The organism is Pseudomonas sp. S1_G07, from assembly GCF_054668565.1.
In genome coordinates, this window is record NZ_CP162778.1 from 2,994,309 (window position 1) to 3,008,836 (window position 14,528).

Here is a 14,528-nt window from a genome sequence, read left to right on the forward strand (position 1 = left end):
TGCTGGTCTAGTCCAGATAGGTAACGTTGATGCGTGATGAGGCAATTAAGGCGGTGACATCCATCGGCCTGGCGCTGCAAGAGCAGATCGACCACGGCTTGTTGCCGCCCGCAAGCAAACTGCCCGCCGAGCGCAAGCTCAGCGAGTTGTTTGGTACCACTCGAATCACCGTGCGTGAAGCGCTGTTACAACTGGAGGCCCAAGGGCAGATCTATCGCGAGGAGCGCCGTGGCTGGTTTGTCTCGCCGCCGCGACTGGCCTACAACCTGATGCAACGCAGCCACTTTCACGCGATGGTCAATGACCAGGGGCGTGTGGCCTCCACCGAAGTGATTTCTGCGCGGTTGCAACCCGCATCGGCGGCGGTGTGCGCGTGGCTGCAACTGCCGGCGCTGTCCAGTGTGATCCAGATCTGCCGGGGCCGCCGGATAGATGGGCGTTTGGTGCTGTACGTGGAGCACTATCTGAACCCGCAGTATTTTCCGGGGATTCTTGAGTGCGACCTGAATCAGTCGATGACCGAGTTGTACGCCCGCAAGTACGACCTGCATTACGGGCGTGTACGTTTCGAGATCGTGCCGACGTCACTGCCGGTGGAAGCCGCCGCCGCGTTGCGCGTGTCGGTAGGCAGCCCGGGCCTGCGCATCGCTCGGGTCAATTATGATCAGCACCAGCGCTTGATCGACTGCGACCTTGAGTTCTGGCGGCATGATGCGATTCATGTGGGCGTGGATGTCATGGGGTCAACGCCTTGATCACTTGATCCACATTGGTTTCCAGCTCCGATACCGGGTCGGCGCCGTCGACACTCAGTACCAGCAATATTGAGCCGCCTGCGGTTACAGCAGCTTTCACCGCCTCACTTGGCTGGCGATGGTGCAGCACCACCGCAACGTCGTTGCCCTTCAACGCGGCGCTGAGTTTTTGCAGTGTCTCAGGCGTCCAATCGGCATCCGGCCGTGCATCGGTGCTGACCAGTTCCAGGTTCAAGCTGCTGATCAGATAGGCGAAGTGATCGCTCAAGCTGACCACACTCAGGTTGTCCGCCTGGGCCAGCCGCGCTTCGCTGTCGGCGGTGAGCTTGAGCAGGCGTTGCTTGAGCGCCGCGAGGTTGGCGTCGATTTTCGCTTTGGCGCCTGGCGCAAGGCGGCTCAGGTCGGCGGCCAGTACATCGGTCATGCGCCCCAGGTTGTTGCTCGATTGCCATGGCTGGCTGTTCAAACCGTCGGCGACGCCCGGTTGCACGGCGATGCCCGGCAAGCCTCCATCCACCGGGCGTGCGGCATCGACTTCGACGATACGGATATTGCTACGCCGTGCCACCGGGTACAGCGGGTCATCCGCCCACAGCGAGCGCAGGCCGATGGCGGCGTCGGCGTCCTGGGCCAGCGCGCTGAGTGCCGGGGCGCCACGGCCGGTGAAGTACGACACTTGGCGTGAGCCCGGCAGATTGGCCGGTGCCGCGCGCTCCAGTTGCACGTCGCTGCCCTTGAGCAGCATCTCGGCCAGGCCATAAGTGATCGGCAGCGAAGCCAGCACTTTGACTGGTTTGGCGGCGTGAGCAGGCGGTTTGGCTGACTCGCTGGCCATCAGCGGGGGAGTGATCAAACAGGCGATGGCCAGGGCCAGAGGCTGAAGAACAGAGCGCATTATCCAAGATTCCCTTTGAGGCTGGGCACGATACCGCGCGCGATGGCGGCGAGGGCGAAGGCGATACCGGCCATCAGGATGATCGCGGCACCGGAGGGGATGGGCAGGTCGAAGATGATCGGCAGCAGGATCCCGCACACGGTGCTGACCGTGGCGATCGCCACCGAGACCCAGAAGAAGCCTTTGAGCGACTGGCTCAACAGGCGCGCCGCCGCGGCGGGAATCACCAGCAGGGCGCCCACCAGGATCGCCCCGATCACCTTGACTGCCGCCACGGTGATCAGCGTCACCAGGATCACGAACAGGTAGTCCAGGGTCTTCACCGCCACGCCGCGCACCGCCGCCAGTTGCGGGTTGAAACTGGCCAGCATGATGCGGTTGTACAACGGCAGTGCCAGGGCCATCACCAGCGAACCGACGATCGCCAGTACCAGCAGGTCGTTCCCGTTGACGGTCAACACCGAGCCAAACAACACGTTCTCAAGGATATGCACGTTGATCTTGCCCGCCAGAATTAGCAGCAGGCTCGCGCCCAATGCCAGGGATACCGACAGGAACACGCCGATCAAAGTGTCCGGCGCCAGGCCGGTGCGGTTGCGCAGGTAATTGAGCAGGATGCCGAACAACAGGCAGTAACCGAACAGGCTACCGTAGGGCCCGGTGTAGGGTTCGCCGAGCAGAATGCCCACGGCCACACCGGTAAGGGCGGCATGGCCGACCGCTTCGGAGAAGAACGCAAATCGCTTGACCACCACCAGCGTGCCCAGGCCACCCAGCACCGGGCCGATCAGCAGGCCGGCGAGCAGAGCGTTGACCACGAAACCATAGGCCAGCGCTTCCGGCAGGTAACCCGAGGAGGCCCAGCCCTGGACCATCAGGCGGAACGCTTCATAACTCATTGCGCAGGGCTCCGAGGGTGAGTGGAAAACAGGGTCAGCAGGCGATCCGGGGTCAGCGCCTGGTCTGGCGTGGCGTCGAACAGCACGCGGCGGTTCAGGCCGGTGACGCGGTCGGCCAGGCGAGCGACGGCCTCCAGGTCGTGCTCGATCCACAGCACGGTGACCCCGGCCATGCGCCAGTCGTTGAGCAGGCGTTCGAAGACCTGGATGCCCGCCTCATCGAGGGCCGACATCGGTTCATCCAGTACCAGCAATTGCGGTGCGGGGATCAGGCCCTGGGCCAGCAACACACGCTGTCGCTCACCGCCGGACAATGCACCCATGCGCCGCTTGCGTTTGTCTTGCAGGCCGACGCGCTCAAGTGCATCACCTATCGCAGCGGCGTAATGTTTGGACACGCCCAGGAACGCCGGGCGCCGCTGGCACATGGCGGCCATGAAGTCGTCCACGGTCATCGGCAAGCCGCGGTCAAACTCCAGCGCCTGGGGCACATAACCGATCGTGCCAGGCGTGGTCGGCCACTCCAGGCTCAAACGGCCCTGATGCGGCGTTTGCCCCAACAGGGTCTTGATCAGCGAGCTTTTACCGCCGCCGTTGGGGCCGACCAGGGCATGGATGCTGCCCGGCTGCACTTGGAAACCCACGCTGTCGAGGATCATGGTGCGGCCCAGCGTCAGGGACACCTTGTCGAACTCAATGGTCGGGCCTACGCAGGCCACCTTAAGTTGCTCCGCCGCCGTCATGCGCCCGACTCCTGAATCGCCCGCACCACGGTGTTGAGGTTGCCGCTCATTTCCACTTCGTATTTTTCAGCGCTGTATTCACCGTAGGAAATATGCGACAGCGGGTACAGCCTGACCCCGGATTCACGCTGGATGGTGTCGACGTAGGTGGACGGAAAATCCATCTCCGAGAAGATGACCTTCACGTCCAGGGCGCGCAGCTCATCGATGGTTTTTTTTAATTGGCTGGGGCTTGGCTCGATACCGTGGGCCGGTTCGACCACGGCCGTCACTTCCAGGCCGAACTCGCGCAGCAGGTAGTCGTAGGCTGCATGCACGGTGGCGACGCGCAGGTCCGGGTTGGGCGCGCTGGTGAGCTTGGCCAGGGCATCGGCGCGCATCTGGCGCAGGCGCTTGCCGTAGGCGCGGGCGTTTCGGGTATAGGTCTTGGCGTTGTCCGGGTCGAGCTTGCCCAGCTCGCGGGCGATGTTGTTGACCTGGGCAATCGACGCGCTGATCGACAGGAAGGTGTGCGGGTTGACCACCTTGCCCGCACCGCGCGCGGCGTTTCCGGTGGCGGCCAGCAATGGCACGTTGGCGTTGGCTTCGATGACGGGGATATCCGGACGCTCGCTGGTGGCGATCATACGGTCGGCAAAGTCGTCGTGACCGACGCCGTTGAGCACGATTACGTCCAGGGTGCCAATGCGCTTGATGTCTTCGGCGCGCGGCTCGTAGGCATGGGGGTTGAAGCCGGCCGGAATCAACGGCACCACATCGGCCTTGTCGCCGACAATATTGGCCACGTAGCTGTAATAAGGATGCAGCGTGATGCCGATACGCAGGCGTTTGGCCGCCTCGGCATTCGCCAGGGGCGCGAGCATCAGGCTGAACAGGCTGACCAGCAGCAGGCGTAACAGGGCAGATGAAATAGACATGGGCAATCGGTCTTCTCGTTCAGTGACGGTGCTGGCGGGTGACGCCGGCATCGAATTGCGCGACCACTTGCTGCCAGCCGGCCGCGATCAGCGCCTGGTCAGTGAGGTCGGAGGGGGCGGCGAGCGCCTTGTGGCGGTTGAGCCAGATATCCGGCTCGGTGCCCTGCACGCGCATCAGCAACGAGCCGCTGGTTGTCGGCGTCTGGCTCAAGCCCAGGTAGGTCGATGGCGCCAGCAACTGCCAGCGGTGGTTGCCACGGCTGACCGAACTGGCGTCCCGGGCGAATGGCGCGAAGCCTTCTTCGGCCAGTTGTTCAGGCGTCGGCAGGGCGTTTTGCTCTTCGCGCAGCAGATGGATTTCGTCCAGGGTCACCCGTAGGTCAGCATAGATGCCTTGCTCGGCGGCGTTCAGGTCACGGCGGGCGTCCAACTGGTGGCTGGGCAGTGTCGTGACTTCCTGGGATTCGCCGTGCAATGCCACTACCGTGCCGGCCACCGCGAGGATGATCAGGCACAGCAGCAGGACATACAGGGTTTCGTGGCCGGCACCGGCGGGGCGTACAACCTGTGTGGTGCTCATTGTGGCTGGATATCCGCTTGGTCGATTTCCACCACGTGACCGGGACCGGCGTCAAACAGCACATAGAACTCGGCTGAGGGCTTCTTGAAGGTCAGGGTCGAATCCTGGCCCAGCTTGCCGGGGACCAGAAGGGTTTCGTCGTAGCCGATCACGTCCAGGGTCACGCCGGGGGCGCCGCTGCCATCGGAAAAGCCGCCTTTGCACTGGATCTGCTCGTCGGGGATTTCCTTGCATTCGCACATCGGGTTGTGGGCCTGGGCGCTGGTACTGAAACCGGCGCAGAACAACAGCGCGGCGCAGGTGTAGGGCAGGCGCTTGAACGTCATGGTTTAACTCCTTGCTTGTCCAGCCAGGCAATGGTGGCGGGCGAGGCCTGGCTCAGCGGGATGGAACCCTGGTGCATCGTGCCGTCCCAGCCTTCCATGGTGACCCACAGCACGGCGTCGGCCGGCGTGCGTTCCGGTATCGGCAGGGCGGCACCCATGCGGTATGGCGTGCCGAAGAAGATCACCCCGGCGGCTCTCAGGCTGCGCGGTTTGCCGATACGCAGGTAAGTGGCCTTGACCTGATCGGCGCAGGTATCGCACAGAGCGGCGTTGAAGAATTTCATCGGGCCGGCCGGATCCGGGCTTGGGCCTTCGTTACGGAACTCGGCAAGCTTCAGGCTCCAGGGCCCGACCTGCACGTCGCCAGCCACGCGCTCGCCGATGCCGGTGTCACCACGAAACAAGGCGGCGTCGGCAAAGTATTTAGGCATATAGCCCAGGGGCACCAGCACCAGCAGGAGATTGATGTGGAAACGCCATTTCAGCCAAAAGGCCCTCAGCGGCGACGGAGGTGCAGCGGCAGCGACTTTGCTCATTGGTTGGCCTCCGAGGTTTCAGCCGGCATGGCTGGGATTGAAGTGGGTTGGCGCCGCGCCTTGTGGGTACGCTTGAGGGCATTGGCAGTGGCCAGGGCAGTGCGTTTGGTCCAGATCAGCAGGCCGCTCAACACCATCATGCTCAACACCAGGCCGAAGAATGCCCAGATCAGTTTGATCCACAGCCCGCCAAAGTCGCCGGTGTGCAACGGGCGCATGGATTCGGTGACGAACTCCAGTTTTGTCCGGTCGGACAGCTGGTGCGAGGAGGCGACTTCGCCGTCATAGGGGTTGATCTGCGCGGTCTGGAACATCAGCGGGTACCACCCCCGCCCGCCGATCCGCAGGTGGCTGTAGGCATTGAGGGGCATGATGACGAAACTCGCTTCCAGGCCTGGAATGCGTTGGGTGGCGATCTTGATCGCTTCATCCACGGTAATCATCGGTGCCGGTACGCCTGGGGCAGAGGTCGGTACTTTTTCGCGTGCGATCACCGGGATGACCGGCTCGCTGGAAATCGAAATCTGGTTATCCCCCAGGATCGCCTGGATCAGGAACCAGGTGCCGGTGATGGAAATGACCGCGATAAACCAGATCGACCAGATGCCGCTCAGACGGTGGAAGTCGCCCCAGAAGATCCGGGCGCCGTGGCGGATACGCAGGGTTGGGCGCAAAAAGCCCTTCCAGAAACGCTTGTACACCACCAGCCCGGTGACCAGTGACGCCAGCAACGGCAGGCCGAGTAACGACACCAGGTACCAGCCCCAGCTATAGCCATTGGTAAACGGCACCAGCCACCAGCCGTGGAGCGCGCGAGTGAATTGCTGGAAGTCGAACGCCGGGCTGATGCCCTGGATCGAGCCGGTGTAGGGGTTGGCGTAGGCCTCCACCGAGCGCCCGTCGGGGTAGCTGAGCCCGACACTCAAGGCAAAGTGTGATTCGTCGGGACGGCTGATGGACCGCACGATCACCTGCGGTTGCTCGCGCCTGATGGCCGCAATCACCTGGTCAAAGCTCAGCGGTTCGGCGTCATCCGACGGCTTGTTGGCACGCATGTCCGGGTTGGCCAGCCAGACGATTTCCTGGCTGACCACCGCCAAGGTGCCGGTGACGCAGACGATCAGTACAAAGAACCAGATGGGCAATGCCAACCAGCTATGCACGAGAAACCAGAGTTTGGAGCGTGACTTCTTCGACATGTAAATGAGGGTCTTGATCGGAGGAGGGCGATGGAGGCCCGGAAAGACCAGTCATAGCTTTTGCTGACGCGACAGGCTGTATCTAAATTAAGACGAATGAGAATGAGAAATCCCTAAGCCTCAAATGAAATAAAATGTTTCAGAGGTTGGGGGCGAGCAGGAAAGGTGGGGGTTGGCTTTCGGGAAGATGACGACTCTCAAAAAAAACGGGAGTCTGCTGCGCGGACAGCGGCAGCAGGCTCCCATTGGGTCATTAGCCCTGCTGGAACATCGCTTGGGCACGTTCGCGAATCTGTTCCTCGGTAAGGTCTTCCTTGTGGGTGGCCAGGAACCAGAGATGGCCGTAAGGATCCTTAACGCTCGCGGAGCGGTCGCCATAGAACTGATCCTTCGGTTCGGACACTGCAGTGGCGCCGGCGGAAACGGCTTGTCGGAATTGCGCGTCGACGTCTTTCACATACAGATGCAAACCGACGCTGGTGTGTTCTGCGGGATTGCGCAGGGCCGTTTCATCGCAAGGCGAACCGAGCATGATCGGCGAGTCGCCAATGCGCAGTTCGGCATGGCCGACCTTGTCGTCGGGCATGTCCAGGCGCATGACTTGGATGGCGCCGAAGGCTTTTTTATAAAACTCGATGGCCTCGGCGGCTTTGTCGATGCCCAGGTAGGGCGTGATGCTGTGATAGCCCTCGGGGATGGGTTGAACGTTCATATCGTTCTCCTTGATTGGGGTTGTGGAGGGGCGGCCTTTTCACTATAGGCCACGCCAATCAAGGGCTCCGTGGGTCTCGACGAGAGGACTTAACTGGGCTCCAGCAGTTGCGCCCCCGGGCCACGCTCACCGAGTTGATCGTCCTGGTTGCGCAGCGGGCAGGCCTCCAGCGACAAGCACCCGCAACCAATGCAGCCGTTGAGCTTGTCCCGCAGCAGTAAAAGCGTATTGATGCGGTGGTCCAGGTCTTCGCGCCACAGCGCCGACAAGCGTTCCCAGTCCTTGGCGGTGGGTGTGCGGCCATTCGGCAGCGCCTGTAACGCCTCGCCAATCGTCGCCAGTGGAATACCCAGGCGCTGGGCGATCTTGATCACGACCACGCGGCGTAATACATCCCGTGGATAACGCCGTTGATTACCCGCGTTGCGATGGCTATTGATCAACCCTTTGGTTTCGTAAAAGTGCAGGGCCGTAACGGCCACACCGCTACGAGCCGCCAATTGGCCAACGGTGAGTTCCTTGGTAACCATAAAAGCTCCGATTAAATGCTTGACCTTGACTTAACTCGAGGTTTTACCCTGCGAGGCATCGAATCGCAAGATTCTGCCTACGGAGAAAGGGGAGTATTCATGCAGGTATCAGAGAAGAATCGCAGCTTCACTCAGTTGATCGAGTTTCATATCGAACCCCGGCAGCAGTCCGCCCTGGTGGCGGCGTTGTCCACCCAGAGCGAGCGCCTTGCCCGTGGCCATGTTGGGTTCTTGAGGGCGAGCGTACAGGTTAGCGATGATGGGCGGCGGGTGCTCAATTACCTGCAATGGCAGTCCCGCGAGGACGCTGAAGCGGCGTTCAAATGCTTTGAACAGGGCGATGAAGATTTTTGGACGCTGATTCGCGCTCATCAGGCCAGCGCCGTGATCTTCGGTTCGTTCCAGGTGCTGAGCAGCTTCGAGCGCAGCCACGACGATGCGTTGCACTGCCGCCTAAATGGATAGGTGCAGCATCCGTTCACCCTGCACATTTTCCCCTGGTCGGCGTTTGTTCACCGCCAGTTCGCCGATCTTGATCAGGCGGGTGCGCGTGACGTTGCGGCTCAGGCCCAGCAGGTTGGCGGTGTGCACCTGGTTGTAATGGCTGAAGCGATAGGCTGCGCGCAGCAGTGCGTCCTCGACCTTTTCATGCAGGGCGCCGGCCTGTTCTTCGAAGAGTTTTTGGAAGGCACGCTCCAATAAGGCTTCGGCACTATTGTCGGCGCTGTGTTGGCTGTCGTCCTGGCGCTCGATGCGCAGGTTCGACAGGCGCAAATCGTCGCGCTCGATCATGCCGTTGCGGCAGATCAGCAGGGTGTGGTGAATCACGTTTTCCAGCTCTCGGATATTGCCCGGCCAACTGTAGCTTTTGAGTTTGTGTTCGGCCTCGCGGCTGATAGTGATCGGGCCATAGCCCAGGCGCTGGCTGTAGGCTTCGATAAAGTGCCGGGTCAGCGGCAGGATATCGCCGGGACGGTCGCGCAGCGGGCTGAGTTCCAGGCTGACCACGTCGAGGCGGTAGTAGAGGTCTTCGCGGAAATGCCCGGCGTTGATGGCTTTTTCCAGCTGCACGTTGGTGGCGGCGAGCACGCGCACATCGATGGGAATGCTTTTGCGCGAGCCCAGGCGCACCACTTCGCGCTCCTGTAGAACCCGTAGCAGTTTGACCTGGATCGCCATCGGCAGATCGCCGATCTCATCCAGGAACAACGTGCCGCCGTCGGCCTCTTCGAACCAGCCGGCCTTGGCGCCAAGGGCGCCGGTGAAGGCGCCTTTTTCATGGCCGAACAGCTCGGCTTCCACCAGCGATTCGGAAAATGCCCCGCAGTTCACCGCCACGAACGGTCGGTTGCGCCGCGCGCTGAGATTATGAATGTGGCGCGCCACCAGCTCTTTGCCAGTACCGGTCTCGCCGATGATCAGCACGCTGGCTTCGCTGGGCGCCACTTGCGTGATGTGGTCGAGCAGCGCCTGGGATTTCGGGTCTTCGAAGACCTGGGCCGTGGCACGGATCGAGGTTGCGAGGGCAGGCGAGGGCGGTAGGGTCAGAAGCTGCATGGATACCTCTTTTTTATGAGTAGAACGTCCGAGTCGGCAGCGCCTGATGTGACGCCCCATTTGGCGGTACGGGGTTGGCGATCATTTCGCCGAACCGGCCAGTGAGGTTAATAACGTTATGTCCGCATAGACCGCTGCTTAAGGCTCGTTGATTGTTGAATGGCTGTTGCCTGAGCGACAGTCGAAGTCGGTGTGAGGCCATTTATAGAGGGTTATTTTTATTCCGTAAATTAATGTATTTCCATATTTATATATCATTTATGAATATGCAGGGGTGGCGCTGCCAAGGGAGCCTTGGCGGTCGATAGCGACTATCACGGACAGTGATTTTTCACCGTGCAGGGCCGGGAGTAGCCTGTGTTCATTGACTCGAAACCTACTTTCCAGGGCCTGCGCCATGAACCGATTTCTCGCCGTCTGCTTATTGATTGTCAGCGCTGTGCTGGCGGGTTGTGCCACCCATCCCGCACCCGAATTGCGCCCCTATACGGCGCAAGAAACCAAGCAACTGGCCTTGGAAGCGCTGAGTCGTCGCGGTTTGTCGTTTGATGAATACCAACGGCAGCGCGCCGCACTGATCGGCCAGCCACAGAAATCCTTTGGTTTTGATCACCAAGGTGAAATGAACGCCGAGCGCAACGTGGCATTGCAGGGGCGTCCCAGTTGAGCAGGCGCCTGGCAAACAAAAAGCCCGAGGTTTCCTTTAAGGAACCTCGGGCTTTTTGTTTGCCATGACGCGACTTCAGCCTGTTAAGCTGAATTTCAGAAGCGTTCCTACGCACATTTACATAAAGTGGTCCTTCTTTAATGGCATTCGATCGGTTAAACCTGACGATCCCCGTTTCGGTCGATGTCCCTGAGACGTTGTTCTCGGGAACCTGCTCTGCGAGTCTTTAACGTCATGAATAAACGTCCGTTGTATTTCGACTACGCCGCCACCACGCCGGTGGATGAGCGGGTCATCCAGGTGATGGTCGAGTGTCTGGGCTTCAACGCCAATTTCGGTAACCCTGCGTCCAGTTCCCACGCGTTTGGCCAGGCGGCCCGGCAAACGGTTGAACAGGCGCGCCGCCAGGTGGCCGAGTTGGTTGGCGCACAGCCTGAGCAAATCGTCTGGACCTCTGGCGCCACCGAGTCCAACAACCTCGCGATCAAGGGGGTGGCCCAGGCGCGGGGCGTTTCGGGCGGGCATATCATCACCAGTCAGATCGAACACAAGGCCACGCTGGATACCGCGCGACAACTGCAGGAAGCCGGTGTGGCGGTGACCTACCTGGTACCGGATGCCGACGGTTTGATCAGTGCCGACGCGGTCAGTGAGGCGCTGCGCGAAGACACCTTCCTGGTGTCGCTGATGCTGGTGAATAACGAACTGGGTACTCTCAACGACATCCCCGCCATCGGCGCGCGCGTACGCGAGCACGGCGCGCTGCTGCATGTGGATGCGGCACAAGGTGCGGGCAAGGTGGCGATCGACCTGGCGCAATGGCCGGTGGACCTGATGTCGTTTTCCGCGCATAAGCTGTACGGCCCCAAAGGTATCGGCGCGCTGTACGTCGGGCCCCGGGCCCAGCAGAAAGTGTTGGCGCAGATTCATGGCGGCGGTCATGAGGGCGGCTTGCGCTCCGGCACCCTGGCGACTCATCAGATCGCGGGTATGGGCGCGGCGTTCGCCCTGGCAGCGGCGTTTTTCGCTGAAGAAAAGGCGAATATCGTTGGCTTGCGCCAGCGCTTGCTTGATCAACTGGCGTCGGTTGCCGGTGTACGCCTTAATGGCAGCCCCACGCAGCGTATTCCTCATACCCTGAGCCTCACGTTCGGCGAGGGCGAGTTCAATGCAGCCGCATTGAGCGCGGGCCTGGCGTTTTCCGCGACCTCGGCATGTAATTCTGCGAGCAACGCACCCTCCCACGTGCTGCTTGCACTGGGCCATGATGCACGCAGTGCCGGCCGTACCATTCGCTTGAGCCTGGGCCGGTTTACCACCGAGCAGGATATCGACCAGGCCGTGCAACTGATCAAGGCCGCCCTCGCCAGCGCACCGGCGTTCTGGGCCGTTTGATTTTCACATAACAATGATGAGTGGTTAGCAGGAGAGAGAATGAGTACGCAGCCTTTGACCCATGGAACGGTTCCCCAGCGCCTGGCGCATACCCGCGAACTGATGAGCCGCGAGGGCATTCATGCCTTGCTGGTGCCGTCGGCTGATCCGCATTTGTCCGAATACTTGCCGGGTTACTGGCAAGGGCGCCAATGGTTGTCGGGGTTCCATGGCTCGGTGGGGACGCTGATTGTCACTGCCGATTTCGCCGGTGTCTGGGCCGATAGCCGTTACTGGGAACAGGCGACCAAGGAACTCAAGGGCAGTGGCATTGAATTGGTGAAGCTGCAACCCGGTCAACCCGGGCCGCTGGAGTGGCTGGCCGAGCAGACACCCGAAGGCGGCGTGGTGGCGGTGGACGGCGCGGTGATGGCGGTGGCTTCGGCGCGCACCCTGGGCGCCAAGCTGACAGAACGTGGTGCAAGCCTGCGCACGGATATCGACCTGCTCGACCAGGTCTGGAAAGACCGTCCGAGCCTGCCGAACCAACCGATCTATCCACACCTGCCGCCGCAAGCCACGGTCAGCCGAGGTGAAAAACTCGCCGCACTGCGCGCGAGCTTGAAAGAAAAGGCGGCCGACTGGCACTTCATTGCCACCCTGGATGACATCGCCTGGTTGTTCAACCTGCGTGGTGGCGATGTCTCGTTTAACCCGGTATTCGTGTCCTTTGCATTGATCAATCAGCAGCAGGCCACGTTATTTGTAGCACTGGGTAAAGTCGACGCCGACCTGCGCGCGGTACTCGAGCAGGACGGCGTTACATTGCGCGACTACAGCGAAGTGGCGGATGCGCTGCGGGCAGTGCCACCTGGTGCGAGCCTGCAAGTTGACCCCGCTCGCGTAACGGCCGGCTTGCTGGAAAATCTGGATGCCGGCGTGAGGCTGATTGAAGGCCTCAACCCGACCACACTGGCCAAATCTCGCAAGAGCCTGGCTGATGCGCAACATATCCGCCAGGCCATGGAGCAGGACGGTGCGGCCTTGTGCGAATTCTTCGCCTGGCTGGACAGTGCGTTGGGGCGTGAGCGCATCACCGAGCTGACTATCGACGAACACCTGACCGCCGCGCGTGCTCGCCGCCCCGATTATGTGTCGCTGAGTTTCAATACCATCGCCGCATTCAACGCCAACGGCGCGATGCCCCACTACCACGCCACCGAAGAAGAACATGCGGTGATCGAGGGTGATGGCTTGTTGCTGATCGACTCGGGCGGCCAGTACTTGGGCGGCACGACGGATATCACGCGGATGGTGCCTGTCGGAACGCCGAGTGAAGAACAGAAACGTGATTGCACCCGCGTATTGAAAGGTGTTATCGCGCTGTCCCGCGCACATTTCCCCAAAGGGATTCTGTCGCCGCTGCTGGACGCCATCGCTCGCGCGCCGATCTGGGCCGAGGGTGTGGACTATGGTCACGGTACCGGGCACGGCGTAGGTTATTTCCTCAATGTGCATGAGGGGCCGCAAGTGATCGCCTACCAGGCCGCCACTGCGCCGCAAACCGCGATGCAGCCGGGAATGATCACCTCCATTGAACCGGGTACTTACCGTCCGGGCCGTTGGGGTGTCCGTATCGAGAACCTCGTGCTGAACCGCGAAGCGGGCAAGACGGAGTTTGGTGAGTTCCTCAAGTTTGAAACCCTGACCTTGTGTCCGATCGATACGCGTTGCCTGGAGCCTTCGCTGCTCAGCGCAGACGAGCGCGAGTGGTTTAACGCGTACCACGCCGAGGTACGTGAACGTTTGAGCCCGTTGTTGAGCGGCCCAGGTCTGGAGTGGTTGCAACGACGTACGGTGGCTATTTGATTGGTTGCAGTTCGGGCGCCTGGGCCAGGGCATCGACCAGGTAGTCGACGAACGCTTTGACCCGCGCCGACTGGCGACGATTGGGCGCCGACACCGCGTGAATCGGCAGCGACAGCGGGGTGTAGTCCTGCAACAGCGCGACCACGCGGCCGGCTTTCAAATCGTCGTAGAACAACCACAGCGGGGACAGCGCAATGCCGAGCCCCGCCAATACCATCTGCCGCACCGCTTCGGAGCTGTTGCTCTGGGCGTTGCCGGTGATGCGCACGGTGTGTTGCGCGCCATTCTTGTCATAAACCCATTGGTTCTGACTGCTGAGCAGATTGAAGAGCAGGCAATTATGCTGGGTGAGGTCTTGCGGGGTTCGTGGTGCCGGATGTCGGGCCAGGTAGGCAGGGCTGGCCAGGGTGACTCGGTGGGTGGTGCCGATGTGTCGGGCGATCAAACCGCTGTCGCGCAGTTCGCCAATGCGTAGGGTCACGTCCAGGCCCTCGCTGATCAAATCCTGAAGTTGATCGTTGAGTTGCAGGTCCACCTGCACGTTGGGGTATTGCTGCAAAAAACCGCTGAGGCGCGCGGCGATCTGCAGATGACCGAAACTCACCGAGGAACCGATACGCAGGGGACCTGCGACGTTCTCCTTGCCCGTTTGAAAGCTGTGCTCGGCCGCGTCCACGGCGGCGAGAATTTCTCGACAATGGCTGTAGTACCGCTGGCCTTCATCGGTCAGGCAAAGGTGACGTGTGCTGCGGGCAATCAGCTTGCCGCCGAGTTCGGCTTCCAGGGCGCGCAGGACCTTGCTGATGGTGGGTTGGGTCGTTTGCATCTCCCGGGCCACGGCGGAAAAACTACCGCGTTCGATCACTCGAACGAAAATCGCCATTGCATTGAGTTTGTCCATGGGTTGTCCTATTCATGCTAAATGCGCATGTTCACTATAGATTTTTAGCGTCTTATCGGCATGAGTCT

The 14,528-nt window shown here is 61.2% G+C and carries 17 protein-coding genes; 5 read left to right on the forward strand and 12 right to left on the reverse strand.

Annotated features, from left to right (window positions below):
• The first annotated feature begins 29 nt into the window (after positions 1-29).
• On the forward strand, positions 30-755 hold the full coding sequence (locus tag AB4O05_RS13845; RefSeq protein ID WP_078823915.1) for a UTRA domain-containing protein: 726 nt from the start codon (positions 30-32) through the stop codon (positions 753-755).
• Here AB4O05_RS13845 and AB4O05_RS13850 read toward each other — a convergent pair.
• The 10 genes from AB4O05_RS13850 to soxR all read right to left on the reverse strand — a co-directional run bounded on the left by AB4O05_RS13850 (position 736) and on the right by soxR (position 8,092).
• Positions 736-1,650: a metal ABC transporter substrate-binding protein gene (locus AB4O05_RS13850; RefSeq protein WP_460137029.1), complete on the reverse strand. Its 915-nt coding sequence runs from the start codon at positions 1,648-1,650 to the stop codon at positions 736-738. The genes AB4O05_RS13845 and AB4O05_RS13850 overlap by 20 nt on opposite strands.
• Entirely contained in the window at positions 1,650-2,549 is a 900-nt protein-coding gene (locus AB4O05_RS13855; RefSeq protein ID WP_460137028.1) for a metal ABC transporter permease, read from the reverse strand. Before AB4O05_RS13855 ends, AB4O05_RS13850 begins: the two co-directional genes overlap by 1 nt.
• Positions 2,546-3,292, reverse strand: coding sequence for a metal ABC transporter ATP-binding protein (locus tag AB4O05_RS13860; protein WP_460137027.1), 747 nt, complete (start codon positions 3,290-3,292; stop codon positions 2,546-2,548). Before AB4O05_RS13860 ends, AB4O05_RS13855 begins: the two co-directional genes overlap by 4 nt.
• Complete coding sequence (locus AB4O05_RS13865; protein ID WP_460164894.1) at positions 3,289-4,209, reverse strand: metal ABC transporter substrate-binding protein; 921 nt, start codon at positions 4,207-4,209, stop codon at positions 3,289-3,291. Before AB4O05_RS13865 ends, AB4O05_RS13860 begins: the two co-directional genes overlap by 4 nt.
• A 19-nt stretch (positions 4,210-4,228) precedes the next feature.
• Positions 4,229-4,789 carry a DUF6162 family protein gene (locus AB4O05_RS13870; protein WP_460137026.1) on the reverse strand — a complete coding sequence of 187 codons (561 nt, stop codon included), beginning with the start codon at positions 4,787-4,789 and terminating at the stop codon, positions 4,229-4,231.
• Entirely contained in the window at positions 4,786-5,115 is a 330-nt protein-coding gene (locus AB4O05_RS13875) for a hypothetical protein (protein WP_460137025.1), read from the reverse strand. Before AB4O05_RS13875 ends, AB4O05_RS13870 begins: the two co-directional genes overlap by 4 nt.
• Positions 5,112-5,651 (reverse strand): thiamine pyrophosphate-binding protein, encoded by a 540-nt coding sequence (locus AB4O05_RS13880; RefSeq protein WP_460137024.1) that lies wholly within the window; start codon positions 5,649-5,651, stop codon positions 5,112-5,114. The genes AB4O05_RS13875 and AB4O05_RS13880 overlap by 4 nt, the downstream gene beginning before the upstream one ends.
• Positions 5,648-6,850: a PepSY-associated TM helix domain-containing protein gene (locus AB4O05_RS13885; protein ID WP_460137023.1), complete on the reverse strand. Its 1,203-nt coding sequence runs from the start codon at positions 6,848-6,850 to the stop codon at positions 5,648-5,650. The genes AB4O05_RS13880 and AB4O05_RS13885 overlap by 4 nt, the downstream gene beginning before the upstream one ends.
• Positions 6,851-7,103: 253 nt before the next feature.
• Positions 7,104-7,562 carry a VOC family protein gene (locus tag AB4O05_RS13890; protein WP_460137022.1) on the reverse strand — a complete coding sequence of 153 codons (459 nt, stop codon included), beginning with the start codon at positions 7,560-7,562 and terminating at the stop codon, positions 7,104-7,106.
• 89 nt (positions 7,563-7,651) lie between these two features.
• Complete coding sequence (soxR, locus tag AB4O05_RS13895; RefSeq protein WP_460137021.1) at positions 7,652-8,092, reverse strand: redox-sensitive transcriptional activator SoxR; 441 nt, start codon at positions 8,090-8,092, stop codon at positions 7,652-7,654.
• 99 nt (positions 8,093-8,191) lie between these two features.
• Between soxR and AB4O05_RS13900 the strand changes: the two genes are divergently transcribed.
• Positions 8,192-8,557, forward strand: coding sequence for an antibiotic biosynthesis monooxygenase (locus AB4O05_RS13900; protein WP_460137020.1), 366 nt, complete (start codon positions 8,192-8,194; stop codon positions 8,555-8,557).
• Here AB4O05_RS13900 and AB4O05_RS13905 read toward each other — a convergent pair.
• Complete coding sequence (locus AB4O05_RS13905; RefSeq protein WP_460137019.1) at positions 8,546-9,649, reverse strand: sigma-54 interaction domain-containing protein; 1,104 nt, start codon at positions 9,647-9,649, stop codon at positions 8,546-8,548. The genes AB4O05_RS13900 and AB4O05_RS13905 overlap by 12 nt on opposite strands.
• A gap of 397 nt (positions 9,650-10,046) precedes the next feature.
• Between AB4O05_RS13905 and AB4O05_RS13910 the strand changes: the two genes are divergently transcribed.
• The 3 genes from AB4O05_RS13910 (at position 10,047) to AB4O05_RS13920 (ending at position 13,559) form a co-directional block, all read left to right on the forward strand.
• On the forward strand, positions 10,047-10,316 hold the full coding sequence (locus AB4O05_RS13910; RefSeq protein WP_460137018.1) for a hypothetical protein: 270 nt from the start codon (positions 10,047-10,049) through the stop codon (positions 10,314-10,316).
• A 234-nt stretch (positions 10,317-10,550) separates the two neighbouring features.
• Complete coding sequence (locus tag AB4O05_RS13915; RefSeq protein ID WP_460137017.1) at positions 10,551-11,711, forward strand: cysteine desulfurase family protein; 1,161 nt, start codon at positions 10,551-10,553, stop codon at positions 11,709-11,711.
• A gap of 39 nt (positions 11,712-11,750) precedes the next feature.
• Positions 11,751-13,559, forward strand: a complete 1,809-nt coding sequence (locus AB4O05_RS13920; protein ID WP_460137016.1) for an aminopeptidase P family protein — start codon at positions 11,751-11,753, stop codon at positions 13,557-13,559.
• On the opposite strand, the gene AB4O05_RS13925 is transcribed toward AB4O05_RS13920, so the two are convergent.
• The gene (locus AB4O05_RS13925) at positions 13,552-14,460 is read right to left on the reverse strand and encodes a LysR family transcriptional regulator (RefSeq protein ID WP_460137015.1); all 909 of its coding nucleotides are present in this window, start codon (positions 14,458-14,460) and stop codon (positions 13,552-13,554) included. The two genes, AB4O05_RS13920 and AB4O05_RS13925, sit on opposite strands and share 8 nt — an antisense overlap.
• Between the last annotated feature and the right edge of the window lie 68 nt (positions 14,461-14,528).

Excerpts from the sequence above, each read along its gene's own strand:
- AB4O05_RS13845 (WP_078823915.1), top strand. The coding sequence starts at position 30 with ATGCGTGATGAGGCAATTAAGGCGGTGACATCCATCGGCCTGGCGCTG.
- AB4O05_RS13850 (WP_460137029.1), bottom strand. The coding sequence starts at position 1,650 with ATGCGCTCTGTTCTTCAGCCTCTGGCCCTGGCCATCGCCTGTTTGATC.
- AB4O05_RS13855 (WP_460137028.1), bottom strand. The coding sequence starts at position 2,549 with ATGAGTTATGAAGCGTTCCGCCTGATGGTCCAGGGCTGGGCCTCCTCG.
- AB4O05_RS13860 (WP_460137027.1), bottom strand. The coding sequence starts at position 3,292 with ATGACGGCGGCGGAGCAACTTAAGGTGGCCTGCGTAGGCCCGACCATT.
- AB4O05_RS13865 (WP_460164894.1), bottom strand. The coding sequence starts at position 4,209 with ATGTCTATTTCATCTGCCCTGTTACGCCTGCTGCTGGTCAGCCTGTTC.
- AB4O05_RS13870 (WP_460137026.1), bottom strand. The coding sequence starts at position 4,789 with ATGAGCACCACACAGGTTGTACGCCCCGCCGGTGCCGGCCACGAAACC.
- AB4O05_RS13875 (WP_460137025.1), bottom strand. The coding sequence starts at position 5,115 with ATGACGTTCAAGCGCCTGCCCTACACCTGCGCCGCGCTGTTGTTCTGC.
- AB4O05_RS13880 (WP_460137024.1), bottom strand. The coding sequence starts at position 5,651 with ATGAGCAAAGTCGCTGCCGCTGCACCTCCGTCGCCGCTGAGGGCCTTT.
- AB4O05_RS13885 (WP_460137023.1), bottom strand. The coding sequence starts at position 6,850 with ATGTCGAAGAAGTCACGCTCCAAACTCTGGTTTCTCGTGCATAGCTGG.
- AB4O05_RS13890 (WP_460137022.1), bottom strand. The coding sequence starts at position 7,562 with ATGAACGTTCAACCCATCCCCGAGGGCTATCACAGCATCACGCCCTAC.
- soxR (WP_460137021.1), bottom strand. The coding sequence starts at position 8,092 with ATGGTTACCAAGGAACTCACCGTTGGCCAATTGGCGGCTCGTAGCGGT.
- AB4O05_RS13900 (WP_460137020.1), top strand. The coding sequence starts at position 8,192 with ATGCAGGTATCAGAGAAGAATCGCAGCTTCACTCAGTTGATCGAGTTT.
- AB4O05_RS13905 (WP_460137019.1), bottom strand. The coding sequence starts at position 9,649 with ATGCAGCTTCTGACCCTACCGCCCTCGCCTGCCCTCGCAACCTCGATC.
- AB4O05_RS13910 (WP_460137018.1), top strand. The coding sequence starts at position 10,047 with ATGAACCGATTTCTCGCCGTCTGCTTATTGATTGTCAGCGCTGTGCTG.
- AB4O05_RS13915 (WP_460137017.1), top strand. The coding sequence starts at position 10,551 with ATGAATAAACGTCCGTTGTATTTCGACTACGCCGCCACCACGCCGGTG.
- AB4O05_RS13920 (WP_460137016.1), top strand. The coding sequence starts at position 11,751 with ATGAGTACGCAGCCTTTGACCCATGGAACGGTTCCCCAGCGCCTGGCG.
- AB4O05_RS13925 (WP_460137015.1), bottom strand. The coding sequence starts at position 14,460 with ATGGACAAACTCAATGCAATGGCGATTTTCGTTCGAGTGATCGAACGC.